Source organism: Pseudomonas sp. Sample_23 (assembly GCF_004307595.1).
GTDB lineage: Bacteria > Pseudomonadota > Gammaproteobacteria > Pseudomonadales > Pseudomonadaceae > Aquipseudomonas > Aquipseudomonas atacamensis.
On sequence record NZ_RCNX01000032.1, the window covers coordinates 25,415 to 39,448 of the forward strand.

13 protein-coding genes and 1 pseudogene are annotated in these 14,034 nt (G+C 59.0%); 9 read left to right on the plus strand and 5 right to left on the minus strand.

Going from position 1 to position 14,034, the window contains the following annotated elements:
* Positions 1-9: 9 nt before the first annotated feature.
* Positions 10-1,632, minus strand: coding sequence for an MFS transporter (locus tag D8U82_RS06505; protein ID WP_024013261.1), 1,623 nt, complete (start codon positions 1,630-1,632; stop codon positions 10-12).
* Positions 1,633-1,712: 80 nt separating this feature from the next.
* Here D8U82_RS06505 and D8U82_RS28390 point away from each other — a divergent pair.
* Positions 1,713-1,811 (plus strand): annotated as a pseudogene (locus D8U82_RS28390) (metal ABC transporter ATP-binding protein); the annotation flags it as partial.
* Here D8U82_RS28390 and D8U82_RS06515 read toward each other — a convergent pair.
* Positions 1,765-3,426 (minus strand): GMC family oxidoreductase N-terminal domain-containing protein, encoded by a 1,662-nt coding sequence (locus tag D8U82_RS06515; protein WP_130901907.1) that lies wholly within the window; start codon positions 3,424-3,426, stop codon positions 1,765-1,767. The pseudogene D8U82_RS28390 and the gene D8U82_RS06515 overlap by 47 nt on opposite strands.
* A gap of 133 nt (positions 3,427-3,559) precedes the next feature.
* On the opposite strand from D8U82_RS06515, the gene D8U82_RS06520 reads away from it, so the two are divergent.
* From D8U82_RS06520 to D8U82_RS06545, 6 genes are all read left to right on the plus strand, one after another.
* Positions 3,560-4,444: a LysR family transcriptional regulator gene (locus D8U82_RS06520; RefSeq protein WP_016775104.1), complete on the plus strand. Its 885-nt coding sequence runs from the start codon at positions 3,560-3,562 to the stop codon at positions 4,442-4,444.
* A 196-nt stretch (positions 4,445-4,640) separates the two neighbouring features.
* Entirely contained in the window at positions 4,641-4,988 is a 348-nt protein-coding gene (locus tag D8U82_RS06525; protein WP_130901908.1) for a metalloregulator ArsR/SmtB family transcription factor, read from the plus strand.
* Positions 4,989-5,015: 27 nt separating this feature from the next.
* Positions 5,016-5,486 (plus strand): arsenate reductase ArsC, encoded by a 471-nt coding sequence (locus D8U82_RS06530; protein WP_130901909.1) that lies wholly within the window; start codon positions 5,016-5,018, stop codon positions 5,484-5,486.
* Positions 5,487-5,495: 9 nt separating this feature from the next.
* Positions 5,496-6,194 carry an arsenical resistance protein ArsH gene (arsH, locus tag D8U82_RS06535; protein ID WP_071172766.1) on the plus strand — a complete coding sequence of 233 codons (699 nt, stop codon included), beginning with the start codon at positions 5,496-5,498 and terminating at the stop codon, positions 6,192-6,194.
* Positions 6,195-6,342: 148 nt separating this feature from the next.
* Entirely contained in the window at positions 6,343-7,884 is a 1,542-nt protein-coding gene (locus D8U82_RS06540) for a DUF2235 domain-containing protein (RefSeq protein WP_125926949.1), read from the plus strand.
* Positions 7,884-8,537: a DUF2931 family protein gene (locus tag D8U82_RS06545; RefSeq protein WP_073471173.1), complete on the plus strand. Its 654-nt coding sequence runs from the start codon at positions 7,884-7,886 to the stop codon at positions 8,535-8,537. The genes D8U82_RS06540 and D8U82_RS06545 overlap by 1 nt, the downstream gene beginning before the upstream one ends.
* 108 nt (positions 8,538-8,645) lie before the next feature.
* Here the strand turns inward: D8U82_RS06545 and D8U82_RS06550 are convergent, their stop codons facing one another.
* The 3 genes from D8U82_RS06550 to D8U82_RS06560 form a co-directional block, all read right to left on the minus strand.
* Positions 8,646-9,749, minus strand: a complete 1,104-nt coding sequence (locus D8U82_RS06550) for a DNA alkylation repair protein (RefSeq protein WP_130901910.1) — start codon at positions 9,747-9,749, stop codon at positions 8,646-8,648.
* A gap of 2 nt (positions 9,750-9,751) precedes the next feature.
* Complete coding sequence (locus tag D8U82_RS06555; protein WP_130888771.1) at positions 9,752-10,357, minus strand: glutathione S-transferase; 606 nt, start codon at positions 10,355-10,357, stop codon at positions 9,752-9,754.
* Between the two features lie 61 nt (positions 10,358-10,418).
* Positions 10,419-11,327, minus strand: coding sequence for a MurR/RpiR family transcriptional regulator (locus D8U82_RS06560; RefSeq protein ID WP_130888770.1), 909 nt, complete (start codon positions 11,325-11,327; stop codon positions 10,419-10,421).
* 405 nt (positions 11,328-11,732) lie between these two features.
* On the opposite strand from D8U82_RS06560, the gene D8U82_RS06565 reads away from it, so the two are divergent.
* Both D8U82_RS06565 and D8U82_RS06570 read left to right on the plus strand, forming a co-directional pair.
* On the plus strand, positions 11,733-12,137 hold the full coding sequence (locus D8U82_RS06565) for a TraR/DksA family transcriptional regulator (protein ID WP_016775095.1): 405 nt from the start codon (positions 11,733-11,735) through the stop codon (positions 12,135-12,137).
* 228 nt (positions 12,138-12,365) lie between these two features.
* A complete protein-coding gene (locus D8U82_RS06570; RefSeq protein ID WP_130888769.1) occupies positions 12,366-13,970 on the plus strand; it encodes a methyl-accepting chemotaxis protein in 1,605 nt (534 codons plus the stop codon).
* The last annotated feature ends 64 nt before the right edge of the window (positions 13,971-14,034 follow it).

Genomic DNA, 14,034 nt, shown 5'->3' on the forward strand with positions numbered 1-14,034 from the left:
GCGGGTTTTTCAGTTCTTGTCGAGATCGATATTCTTCGTCTCACGCAGACAGATCATCCCCACCACCAGGCTCACCCCGGTGATCAGCACCGGATACCACAGCCCGTAGAAAATATCCCCGGTGTACACCACCAGCGCGAACGACACCGTCGGCAGGAAGCCGCCAAACCAGCCGTTGCCGATGTGATAGGGCAGCGACATCGAGGTGTAGCGAATGCGGGTCGGGAACAGTTCGACCATCAACGCGGCCAGCGGGCCGTAGCACATGGCCGAGATGATGATCAGCGCGACGATCAGGGCGACGATCATCGGTTTGTTGATCTGCTGCATATCGGCTTGTTGCGGGTAGCCGGCGAGGGTAATCGCGCCGCGCAGTGCCGCCTCATCGAAACCATCCAGCTTCACGTCGCCGACACTCACTTGCACGGCGCTGCCCGCAGGTGCTGCGACGCTGGAGTAGGGCAGGCCTTGTTTGACCAGGAAGGTCTTGACCTTGTCGCAGGGGCTGTCGAATTTAGCCTTGCCCACCGGATCGAACTGGAAGGTGCAAGTGGCGGGGTCGGCGAGGACGGTGATCGGCGCCTGACGGCTGGCCTGATCGATCGCCGGGTTGGCGTAGTGGGCCAAGGACTTGAAGATCGGGAAGTACAGTGCGGTCGCCAGCAGCAGGCCGAGCATCAGCACCGGTTTACGCCCGACCTTGTCCGACAGCCAGCCGAAAAAGATGAAGAACGGCGCGCCGATCACCACGCTGATGATCAGCAGACTGTTGGCCACCGCCGGGTCCATTTTCAGGAACTGGGTGAGGAAGAACAGCACGTAGAACTGCGCGGCGTAAAAGGTCACCGCTTGCCCGGCGTTGATGCTGAACAGCGCGATCAGCACTACTTTGAGGTTTTCCCATTTGCCGAATGATTCGCGGATCGGTGCCTTCGAGGTTTTGCCTTCTTCCTTCATTTTCAGATAGGCCGGCGACTCGTGCAGGCTCAGGCGAATCCAGGTGGAAATACCCAGCAGCACGATCGACAGCAGGAACGGAATGCGCCAGCCCCAGACTTCAAACTGGTCGCCGGTGAAGTAGCGGCAACCGAGCACTACCAGCAGCGAGAGCAGCAGGCCGAGGGTCGCGGTGGATTGAATCCAACTGGTGTGGAAGCCGCGTTTGCCGATGGGCGCGTGCTCGGCCACGTAGGTCGCCGCCCCGCCGTATTCCCCACCGAGCGCCAGGCCCTGAAGCATGCGCAGCACCACCAGAATGATCGGCGCGGCGATGCCAATGCTGGCGTAGGTCGGCAGCAGGCCGACGCAGAACGTCGCCACGCCCATCAGAATGATCGTCGCCAGAAAGGTGTATTTGCGCCCGATCATGTCGCCCAGGCGGCCGAACACCAACGCGCCGAACGGCCGTACGATGAAGCCGGCGGCGAACGCCATCAGCGCGAAGATGAATGCCGTGGTGTCGTTGACCCCGGCAAAAAACTGCTTGCTGATCACCGCCGCGAGGGCGCCGTAGAGGAAGAAGTCATACCACTCGAACACCGTCCCGAGTGACGAGGCGAAGATGACTTTCTGCGTGGCGTTGCTGGTCTCGGCGCTGCCCGCAGCGTCCAGCGGCTGAACGTGTTCTGACATATCGGTATCCCTCACAGTGATTGTTTTTGTTGTTCCACTGGTGTTGCGTGTCCGGTGATGCGCGATGCCTGAGTCTGGTGATGATTCCTGTGGGAGCGAGCCTGCTCGCGAAAGCTTTTTGTCAGTCAACTTCTAGGCTGAGTGAGCTACCGCATTCGCGAGCAGGCTCGCTCCCACAGGGGAGATATCTGCAGATCTGGACAAAATCAGTTGTGCCGCCTTCTCGGCAATCATCAGCGTAGGCGAACAGGTATTGCCCGAGGTAATTCTTGGCATGATCGACGCATCGGCAACGCGCAGACCCGGCACGCCATGCACGCGCAATTGCGCATCGACCACTGCGTCACCGTCGTTGCCCATGCGGCAGGTGCCGACCGGATGGAAAATCGTCGTGCCGATTTTCGCCGCCGCTTCATGCAATTGTTCTTCGCTTTGCAAGCTGTCGCCGGGCAGGTATTCGACCGGTTTGAACGCTTGCAGGGCAGGGGCGCTGACGATGCGCCGGGTCAGGCGAATCGCATCGGCGGCGACGCGCAGGTCTTCTGGATGGCTGAGGTAATTGGGCTGGATCAGCGGCGCCGCTTGCGGATCGGCGGAGCGGATCTCGATGCGCCCACGGCTCTGCGGGCGCAAGTCGCACACCGAGGCGGTGAACGCCGGGAAGCTGTGCAACGGCTCGCCAAAGCGCTCCAGCGACAGCGGCTGCACGTGATATTGCAAGTTCGCCGAGGTTTGCTCGGGGCCGGAGCGGGCAAACGCGCCCAACTGACTCGGCGCCATCGACAACGGCCCGCTGCGGTCGTACAGATAACGCAGGCCCATGCCCATCTTGCCCCACAGGCTGCCGGCGATCTGGTTCAGGGTGCGGGCGTTTTCCAGCTTGTAGATCAGGCGCAGTTGCAGGTGATCCTGCAGGTTGCCGCCGACGCCCGGCAGCTCATGAATCACGCCTATACCTAAGTGTTCGAGCAGCGGCCGCGGACCGATCCCGGAGCGCTGCAAAATGCTCGGCGAGCCGACCGAGCCGGCGCACAAGACAATCTCCTTGCGCGCCTTGAACTGTCTGGTCTGGCCTTCATGCTGCGCGCTGACTTTCGCCGCGCGGCCGTCCTCCAGCAAGACACGATCAACCTCGACGCCGGTCAGCACGGTCAGGTTCGCTCGGCTGCGCAGCGGTTTCAAAAAGGCCTTGGCCGCGTTCCAGCGCACCCCGGCTTTCTGGTTGACCTGAAAGTAGCCGCAGCCCTCGTTGTCGCCCTGGTTGAAGTCATTGATGCTGGCGATGCCGCTCTGCTCGGCAGCGCTGCGAAAGGCATCCAGAATCGGCCACGACAGGCGCTGCTGTTCGACCCGCCATTCACCCTGATCGCCATGAAATTCAGCGCCGCCGGCAAAGTGGTTTTCGCTCTGTTTGAACAGCGGCAGCACGTCTTTCCAGGCCCAGCCCGGATTGCCCGCCGCCGCCCAACCGTCATAGTCGCCGGCCTGGCCGCGCATGTAGATCATGCCGTTGATCGACGAACAGCCGCCCAGCACCTTGCCCCGCGGATAGCTCAGCGCGCGACCGTTGAGGCCGGGTTGTTGTTCGGTTTTGAAGCACCAATCAGTGCGCGGGTTACCGATGCAGAACAGGTAACCCACAGGAATATGAATCCAGGCGTAGTTGTCGCGTCCGCCGGCTTCGAGCAGCAACACCCGCTGTTGGGGATCCGCTGAGAGCCGGTTGGCCAGCAAGCAACCGGCGGGGCCGGCGCCGACCACGATGTAGTCGAATTCATCCAGGGACGTGTGCATGCCCTGACCTCGCTTTTTGTTTTTATTGTCGGACACTCTAGTTGTTAGCTTTCGTTAAAAGAATGTTAGTTTTTGCGCACCCGCTGTGCGTTTTCAAACAGCCCGAAGTGACGATAGCTGACAAGGACCTGCCATGTTCGACTGGAACGACCTGCGCTTTTTTCTCGAGCTGCAACGCAGCGGCCGCCTGCTCACTGCCGCGCGCCGTCTCAATACCACCCACGCGACGGTGGCGCGGCATATTGAATCGATCGAGAAAAGCCTCGGCACGGCGCTGTTCGTCCAGCACGCCCAAGGCTATGAAATGACCCCGGCGGGGGAGGCCTTGCTCAAGCACGCCGAGGCGATGGAAAACGTCGCGCTGCTGGCGCAGGAAGAAATCACCCAGTCCACCGCGCCGCTGGGCAAGATCCGCGTCGGCGTCACCGAAGGCCTCGGCATCAAGTTTCTCGCCAGTCGCATGATTGGCTTGTTCGAGCGTTATCCGGGGCTGGAAGTAGAACTGGTCGCCGTGCCGCGCTTTGTCAGCATCCTCAACCGTGAAGCGGAGATCAGCATCCACCTCGAACGGCCGTCCGCCGACATGCTGGTCACGCGCAAGCTCACTGACTATCGGCTCGCGCTTTACGCCAGCCAAACCTACCTCGACAACGCACCGCCACTGCACAGCCGCGAAGACCTGGGCCGGCATGCGTGGATCGGTTACGTTGACGACCTGCTGTTCAGTCAGGAACTGATGTTCCTCAACAGCTTCTGCCGCAGCCCGCGCGTGGTGTTTCACAGCACCAGCGTCATCGCCCAACAGGAAGCCGCTCGGTCAGGATTGGGCATTGCGGTGTTGCCTTGCTACATGGCCGCTTCCGACCCGGATCTGGTGGCGCTGTTGCCGGATGAAAGCATCGAGCGCAGCTACTGGATCAGCACCCGCCGGGAGCTGCACAAATCCGTGCGGCTGCGGGTGGTCTGGGATTATGTGGTGGGATTGTGTGAGGCCGAGCAGGGCCTATTGCGCGGTTAACCAGATGCATCCCGTCTCCCTGTGGGAGCGAGCCTGCTCGCGAAAGCGGTGTATCTGATACGCAAACCTCGCCTGACCCACCGCCTTCGCGAGCAGGCTCGCTCCCACACGTTTACTCACCGTGGCTGCTTTCGCGGGTTGATAAATATATGGATATCCGTATATTCGATTTCCCGTATATGGCGAGCCGATCACCATGATCACCCCCACCGAAGTCTTCAAAAGCCTCGCCGACGAAACCCGTGTCCGCGCCATCCTGCTCATCGCCGAGCAAGGTGAACTCTGCGTTTGCGAGTTGATGTGTGCGCTTGACGACAGCCAGCCGAAAATCAGCCGCCATCTCGCGCAGCTGCGCAGTAACGGTTTGCTGCTCGACCGCCGTCAGGGCCAGTGGGTGTATTACCGCCTCAATCCGCAACTGCCGGCATGGATTGGCGAAATCCTTCAGCTGACATCCAAGGCCAATGCCGATTGGCTCAAGGACAACGCCGCGCGCCTGCAAAACATGGATGGCCGTCCCGTGCGCGAACGCGCCTGCTGCTGAATCTTCCACTATCTACGGAGCGCATCGATGCGAGTCCTGTTCATGTGCACGGCCAATAGCTGCCGCAGCATTCTTTCCGAAGCCATGTTCAATCACCTGGCTCCCGCTGGTTTCCAAGCGGTGAGTGCCGGCAGTTTTCCCAAAGGCCAGGTCCTGCCGCGCAGCCTGTCGACGTTGCAAAAGCACGGTATCGCCATCGACGGGTTGCACAGTAAAGGCAACGATGCCTTCGCAAAAAAAACGCCAGCTATCGTCATCACTGTTTGCGACAAAGCCGCCGGCGAAACCTGCCCGGTGTATTTCGGTCCCGCACTGAAAACGCATTGGGGACTGGAAGATCCGTCCGAAGTGCAGGGCGACGAAGCGGCAATCGACGCTGCATTCCAAGCCACTCTGATGCGCATCGGTGAACGCTGCCAAGCCTTCTTCGATCTGCCGTTTCACTCGCTCAGTCGTGAGCAACTGAAAGCCGAACTCGATCGCATCGGCACGCTGTAAGGAGGCTTCATGACAAATCATTTGCCCAACCTCGACGCAAGCCTGATCGACGCTGTTAAGCCATCGAATGTCGGCGAACACAAACCGCGCATCCTTCTTCTCTACGGCTCGACCCGCGAGCGCTCGTTCAGCCGTTTGCTGGTCGAGGAGGCCGCGCGCCTGCTCGAACACTTTGGCGCCGAAACGCGGATCTTCAACCCATCCGGTTTGCCATTGCCCGACGACGTCCCGGTCGACCATCCCAAGGTGCAGGAATTGCGCGATCTGGTGTTGTGGTCGGAAGGCCAGGTCTGGTGCTCGCCGGAACGCCACGGCGCGATGTCCGCCGTGTTCAAAGCGCAGATCGACTGGATCCCGCTGGAACTCGGCGCTGTGCGCCCGACCCAAGGCAAAACCCTGGCGGTGATGCAAGTCTGCGGCGGCTCGCAGTCGTTCAACGTGGTCAACCAACTTCGCGTCCTCGGCCGCTGGATGCGCATGTTCACCATCCCCAATCAGTCCTCTGTACCCAAGGCCTACATGGAGTTCGATGAAGAAGGGCGGATGAAACCCTCGCCGTTCTACGACCGTGTGGTGGATGTGATGGAAGAACTGGTCAAGTTTACCGTGCTGCTGCGGGGGCAGCAGGCGCATCTGGTCGATCGTTATTCCGAGCGCAAGGAAAGCGCTGAACAGTTGATGGCGCGGGTGAATCAGCGGTCGATTTGACCCGCCATCCCCAGCCAGGCTCATTCCCCTTTGGGAGTGAGCCTGCTCGCACTGACGCTCCGTGGCTGGCACACCGCCACGGCTTGCACCGCCCCCTCCCGGCTGTCACCCTTCTGGCCGTTCTTCAAGGATCAGAAGGAATCAAGGATTGAGTGGCTACGTTCCAAACCCGCCGAAAAACTATCGCTACGAAGAAGCCAAACCCGTCGACATACACGCCCAGCATTGGGCCGAGTATGAGAAGCATGGGAAAGAGCCTGCGCGCGCGCCTGAGAAAATCGGGATTGCGTTGAGGATCGGGGTGTTCTTTGATGGCACGGGCAACAATGCGAACAACTCTGCTGCGGGGTTGTTGTGTGGCGCTCAGCATCCGATTGCGCCTGAAGATATTCCCGCCAGTTGCCAGCCTTATATGGGTGATCCGGATAGTAGTTATGGTAACGATGTCAGCAATGTGAAGAAGCTGAGCGAACTGTATGGAGCAACACGACTCGCTGAGGGAGAAGGGCCACGAAAGAGAGCTTTCGGTATGGTCTACGTCGAAGGTATAGGTACCCGTTCAGGTGAAGAAGACAGTAAATTCGGCGCCGGTACAGGACGTGGTGAAACCGGCGTTGCAGGGCGAGTCCAATCCTGTTTCGCGGTGATCGAGCAGCGTATCACTGAAGTATTGGACAAAAATCCCGGTAGTGAAATTGCTTCGTTGACTTTCGACACGTTTGGCTTCAGTCGCGGTGCCGCAGCCGCCAGACATTTCGCCAACGAGATAGTGCGTGGCAAACAAGGGCCTTTAGGCGACATTCTCCGCAGTATGTCCGATGCCCTCAGTTCGACCTTTGTTGATCAGTATCACAGCGACATCAACGTGGGCTTCATTGGGCTGTTCGACACGGTACCGTCGATTGCTGGATGGTCCAATCTGGGCAACATAAAAAGCGCCGTCGCAACGGGGGTCAAACTCTATCTCGACCGACGTTATTTCACCGACGTTGTGCAGTTGGCTGCGCGGGATGAATGCAGGGCTAACTTTGCTCTCAATCGAGTAGCGATGGATCATCCGGAAATCGTCTTGCCGGGTGTGCATTCCGATGTGGGTGGAGGTTACCTTGAGGACGCTGAAGAGTGTGTTCTCGTTAGCCCAATGCAGACGCTAGAGGTCGGTACGTATACTGACGTCGCTACCACATCGATCTACCAGGATGCGATCAATGTGAGAAATCAGTGGCTAGCCAAGGGTTGGCCGCTCGAAAATCTCGAAATCGTTACGCCACCGCCATTACTGCTACCGGTCAGCCCTCAGGATCGACTTAGTCCTCGAGTCAAGCGAGTCTATGCGGCCGTCCAACTCAAGCGTCCGGTGAGTGGATTACTGTCGAGAGTGAGCCTGCGCGTGATGCATCAACTCGCCAGAGCCAAAGGCGTTCTCTTCGAAGACATTCCCGAGACGCCAGACTTCGCCGTTCCTGAAGAACTCAAGCCCATGTGTGATCGTTTTGTCTCCGGCGACTACAGCACCACGCCAGAGGAGGAGCAAATACTCAAACTCAAGTACATTCACACATCCGCCAACTGGAACCATCCGCTTGGCAGGAGAGATGGGAGTGGCATCAGAGCTGTTTACATCAACGCCCCCACGGAAGATGCAATCCGAGTAAAGCACCCACACGTACCGGACTGGACGCTTTGGTAATGAAGTTATTTACAGTACTGCTGTGTACGCTTTTTGTGGCTGGTTGTAATGCCGACCCGCTGTCAGCAAAAAACGACCCTAAATCCCCTTGGTGGGAACTCGGTTTCACCGAACCCAACTACATGAAGGTCTGGGTTGAAGACACTGCTGTGGAAGATATAAAGGGAAAAACATTTCTGCGTACCGGTGGTGGATCGGCATCGGGCGGGCAACCTGAAGACGGCACCGAATCGGCCCGTGGTTGGGACGGAGTGGGCGCGTCCGCAAAAGCCGTGGTCGGCGCTGATCTCCCAAAAAGAATTTTTGTTCGCTGGCAGTCCATCGTAGAGCCTCAAACTTATCGGGCTTGGGTAGATATACCCGAAGAAGCCAGGCAAATGATGCGGACTTCGGTCGCGCAGCGCTGCGCGAAAACACCAGAGCGGCGAAGTACCTATATTTCATCGGTCTATCTGGGCCTGGCGCCTGGCGGCGTTGTGCAGGTTTGGGTCAGAGACTCATGCCACCATCCTGTAAAAGTCGCGAGAGCACAGGCGGAGATCGAACCGCTAGGACCTAGCCAAGGTAAGAACCAAGGACGCTACGCCTATCCCGTCAGCGAAAAGTCCAAGCGCTATATCGAGAAATTCGGCATTCCATACGGAAGTTGGTAAGCGCTGAAGCCGTTAGTCGTCCACTGTGCCGCCGCGCTCAATATCGATGCACGGCTGCCAGTGCACTGATCCGCTACCGGCTGTTTTGGTGAATAAACAACTCACGCCTCAAATCAAAACCTCAAACGCCGCACTCCCCAACACCTCCCCATTAACCATCACCTGCACCCCATGTCGCCCGGCAAAATGCTTGCGCGTCGTAAAATCCTTGATGACTTGATTCCGTCGCACTACCTCAGTCCCGAAACCCGCTAATCCCAGAGTCTTCAACTTGAAAACCTTCCTCGAAACCCCGCCATTCGCCTTCACATACTCAATCGCATAATCAATCACCAGCCTTTGCTCGTGCGCCACCATGGACTTCACCGTAAACGACAAAGTAATCGCTTCCCCCAACCTCACCACCGCCGGCTCGACCCGCACATCCAACAACTCAACCTCAGCCTTCGCCCCTGCGCCAATCACCGTCAGCGCGCGCACGTCGCCCTGTTTGATCAAACTGCGCAGCGCATGCTTGGCAATCCAGGCCGTATGCTTGTTGTCCAGCGACCAACCTTCAATCGTGTCCAGCACCCACTCCGGATGCACCTTCGTCACGTCATTCAAATGATTCGCCACCGACTTGCGCACGTACAAGCTCTCGTCCGCCTTCAACCGATCCAGTATCCCGGCGGCCAACAGCGGATCCGCCTGCACCGCTTCCAGGCGAAACGACCATGGCAGGCGAGGGCGGCTGCCTTCGCTGGCTAGGCGTCGAACGTGGTGGTTTTCGTCTCGGGTCCAGTCGTGCATTCGTTCCAGCGAGCGCTCGAGGTCGCTGCGCAAAAAGTAGCGGATGGCGAATTCGGAGGAGCCGAAGGTGGTGAAGTACTTCAGCGCGTCCATTGAGGGGTCGAACGCGTGGGCGCCGTAGCTCGCGACGTAATGCGGCAGGCACATGCTGACGAAGCCGCTGTTCAGCCGTGGCGCGAGTTCGAACAGCACTTCGAGGGAATCTTCGTAGTCCAGCGGCAGCACGGCATGCAGGCTTTCACTGACACGCGCCATGCGTTGCATCACTGATAGTTCAGCGAGTCCGTCCTGGGCGTGTTTGAGAAACGCCTTGGCCTTGAACGCCGGGTACACCGCGCTCATTTCGTCAGCGATGTGCTGCAAGCGCTCGGCGTTGAAGATTTCCTTTAACGCCGGGGCGGCGGTGTCGGTGGAGCTCATGATCAGTTCATCGGTGTGTTGATGAACGCATCGGTGCCTTCTGCGTAGGCGGTGTACTCGGCGATACGCGCAAAGCGTGTTGCGTCGATCTGATCGGGTACGACGAGTTCGGTGAAGCTCCAGGCAACCGCCAGGCTGATGCCGGCCTGGGCGAGGGAGCCGTCGACAGGCAAGTCACTGTGTTCAAGTTCTTTTTCCAGCGCGGTAAATGCGGCGGCGAGCTGGCCTTCGACGCGTTCGACCCACGGCTGATATTGAATGTCGGTCGGGCGCAGGTTGCGTTCGTAGTAAAGCTGCACGGCTTTTTCGCAGGCGGCGAGGCTCAGGCCGATCAGGCGCAGGGCCTTAGCGCGTTGTTTGAGATCGCTTGGCAGCAGGCTTTTGCCGCAGCTGGCTTCGAGGTAATCGAGGATGAGGGTCGAGTCCATCAGGACCACGCCGTCGTCGAGGATCAATGTGGGCGCCTTGACCACAGGGTTGATCTGCTGGAATCGTTCGAAGTGGCGGAACACCGAGACCGACTCGTGTTCGAGGTCGATCCCCAAGCATTTGGCGGATACCGCTACGCGGCGCACGTAGGGGGAGTCGAGCATGCCGATCAGTTTCATGACGCGTTCCTTCAAGTCGAACCGGTGGGAACGCATAACCTAGCCGAGCGAGAGGCAATTGTCAGTCGTCGAATCCGGGTTGTTCGTGAATCTCATCGACATTCAGTTCCAGCCGATAGGCCACCGCCACAAACAGCGCCTGGCACAAACACAGCGTCGCACTCAGCGAACGAAAGGCCAGCGCACTGCCTTCATTGACCAGCAACACGCTGTTGGCAAGTTTTGCCAGTGGCGACAGAGGGCTGTCGGTGATGATCAGGGCATTGGCGTTCTGCTGCTGTGCGAAGCGCAGGCAGTGTTGGGTTTCCTTGGCGTAGGGCACAAAACTGATGGCGATGACCAGATCGTTGGCGCGCACGCTGCGCATTTGTTCGCGATAGCTGCCGCCGATGCCGGAAACCAGATGAATGCGCTTCTGCGTGTGCTGCAGGTTGTAAACCAGATAATCGGCGACGGCGAACGAACGGCGGACCCCGACAACGTAAATGTCGTCGGCATTGACGATGAGATCGACGGCCGTATCGAACGTCACCTCGTCCAGTTCGCGGCCCAAGCGTTCGATGCCCGAGAGCGTTGCGTCGATGCATTCGCGGGCCAGGTCGCCGCTGTTGGCGGTCTGCGAGTTGTTGGCGATCAGGCTGCGGATGCGTTGCTGATAGTTTTGCGCTGGCGTGGTTTTGTGCGTCCAGGCCTTGCGGAACAGCGCCTGCATCTCGCTGAAGCCGCTGAACCCGAAACGTTGCGAGAAACGCACAATGGCTGACGGATGCACTTCGCACTCGCGGGCGATATCGCTGATGCGCTCGACCATGATTCGCTCGCTCTGCTGGCTGATGTAGCTGGCGACGCGTTTGAGCTGGCGCGGCAGGGCGTCGTACTCTTCGCTGATCATTTGCAGCAGGCGCTCGGCGTTGACCGGCGGGCTGGCGAAGGAAATTTCGTCTGTGGCCGGCAGAGCGGGGCGGGGCATGGGCAGCATCCTTCAGGCGAGTTGAGCACGCAGTGGGCCTGATAATAGAAGGGCTGCGTAAGCTCTGCCGGGCTGAAACGATGCACCTTGCGAGAATAATCCCGGCTGTCGCTGGCGGGTTGGTTAGCCGTTTGTCTTCTATATACAGCCGCTGGACTGAATTTCTTGCTATAAACGCACTCCGATGGCCGTGTGAAGCCTGTGTCAGAGCAGTTTCCAGGTCCTGTCGGACAAATTCCCTGTATTTACAGTTGCTGAGGTTTTGATCGGGCCTTAGACTGCCGCCCCTCGTAAATTGAGTGCCGGGTGGCGTTTGCAATAAAACGATGCCTTTTCGACGGCCGACACGGTTCGCCGAAACGCTCCCTTATTCGCCTTAATGCACGTTTTTTTATAGAGATATCAATGACAAAGGACAAGTTGCTGGCTATGCCGGCAGATGACTACATGAATGCAGAGCAACACGCTTTCTTCACTGAGCTGTTGCAGAACATGAAAGTCGAAACCCACGAGCGCATTGAGCAAAATCGTATCGCCATCGAAAGCCTGGATACCCCGGCTGACCCGGCGGACGCGGCTTCGGTTGAAGAAGAGCGCACTTGGCTGGTCAACGCGATCGATCGCGACCAGCGCATGCTGCCGCAACTGGAACAAGCCCTTGAGCGCATCAAGGACGACAGCTTTGGCTGGTGCGACGACAGCGGCGAGGCCATCGGCCTGAAGCGCCTGCTGATCAGCCCGACCACCAAGTACTGCATCGAAGCTCAAGAGCGTCACGAGCAGATCGACAAGCACCAGCGTCAGGCCTGATTCCATGGCGGCCCCTGAATAGGGGGGCGCCTGCAAGAGATCGCAGCCTTCGGCAGCTTCTACATGGAGTTGCGGGAGGCTGCGATCTTTGTTTTTGCTCGTCTGCGCTATTTCCCCCGTTGTTCCATTGACCTGCCACAGACCCCACGACTAACGGACCATGGATAATGGCGTTGTAGTGGCGTTTAATGCAGTCACAACAATGAGAACAAACGTGGGGTGATCAAGATGACGAGAGATGGATCTCTGGTTGCGGCGCTGCCTGCACCAGTGCTTTTGCCGAAAAACCGCTGGATCGCGCCGACCCTGCAAAGCATCGCCCTGATGCTGTTGCTGGCCGGCATGGCTATGGCCGAGTGGTCGCTCTACCTCGGCATGCCGCTGGCGATACTGATTGTCTGGCTACCGCGCCTGCGTTCGCGCAGCGCTCCTGTTGCCGTCCCGGTCGATAGTGCGAGCGCATTGTCCGCACTGACTCGCGATCTCTCCTACACCACCAGTCACAACGCACTGTCTGCCGCCGGCGTGGCGTTTTCGGTCAAAGCGCTCGCCAGCAAACTTGAATCGCAACTCGACGCGGCAGCGCAGATCGTCAGCAATGCCGAAGTGATGATCGCCACCGAACAGGCGACTTCACAGCTCAGTCGCGACGCGCTGGATGCCGCCAGCGAAGCGCATCACAGCAGCGCGGCGGGGCGCAGCGAACTGCTCGACTCGATTTCGCGCATGCAGCAACTCAGTCAGCGCGCCAACGCCAGCCGCGAATTGATCGAGGCCCTGAGTGTGCGCAGCGACGACATTCAGCGGGTGACGCTGGTGATCCAGTCGATTGCCAGCCAGACCAACCTGTTGGCGTTGAACGCTGCGATTGAAGCAGCCCGGGCCGGTGAGCATGGTCGCGGTTTCGCTGTGGTCGCCGACGAGGTGCGCGGACTGGCCGCGCGTACGGCGGCGGCCACGGGTGAGGTCGGTGAGATGGTTGCTGACATTCAGCAACGCACCGCGCAAGTGGTGGCGCAGATTCGCGAGTTGTCGAGCGATCTGCACACCGGCGTCGAACAGGTCGAGCACACCGGTCAGCATCTGGAAAATATCGCGCGACTTGCCGCCGGAGTGGAAACCCAGGTCAGCGAAATCGCCCGTGGTGCGCAAACCAATCGCGAGCAGCTTGATGCGCTGTTCATCGCCATCGAGCAAATGCGCAGCGATCTGGCAATCAGCGATCAGCAGACCCGCCGCCTCGCCGAGGCCGCTGTGCAGATGGAAGGACAGGCGGAAACCATCAGCGAACGCCTGGCCGAGGTCGGCCTGGATGACTATCACCAGCGCATTTATGACTTGGCGCGCGAAGGTGCGAGCCAGATCGCGGCGCGCTTCGAGGCGGATGTCGAGCAGGGGCGGATCAGCCTGGATGACCTGTTCGATCGCAGCTACCAGCTGATTTCGGGCACCGAACCAGCCAAATTTCAAACCCGCTTTGATCGATACACCGATCAGGTCTTGCCGGCGATTCAAGAACCTTTATTGGCGCGTCATGAAGGGCTGGTTTTTGCGATTGCCTGCACGCAGCAGGGTTATGTACCGACGCACAACCAGGCATTCAGCCAGCCATTGACCGGCGATGTGCAGGTCGACACGGTAAATAATCGCACCAAACGCAAATTCGCTGACCGCACCGGTATCCGCTGCGGCAGCCATCAGCAACCGGTGCTGTTGCAGACTTACACGCGCGATACGGGTGAGCTGATGCATGATTTATCGGTGCCGATCATGATCAATGGCCGACACTGGGGCGGGTTGCGTCTGGGCTATAAACCTGAGAATCCGCGCTGAGATTATTACCGGTGACGCAATGAATCTGTGCACGGCGGTTGCTGTTTCCTCTCGACGGAAAGCA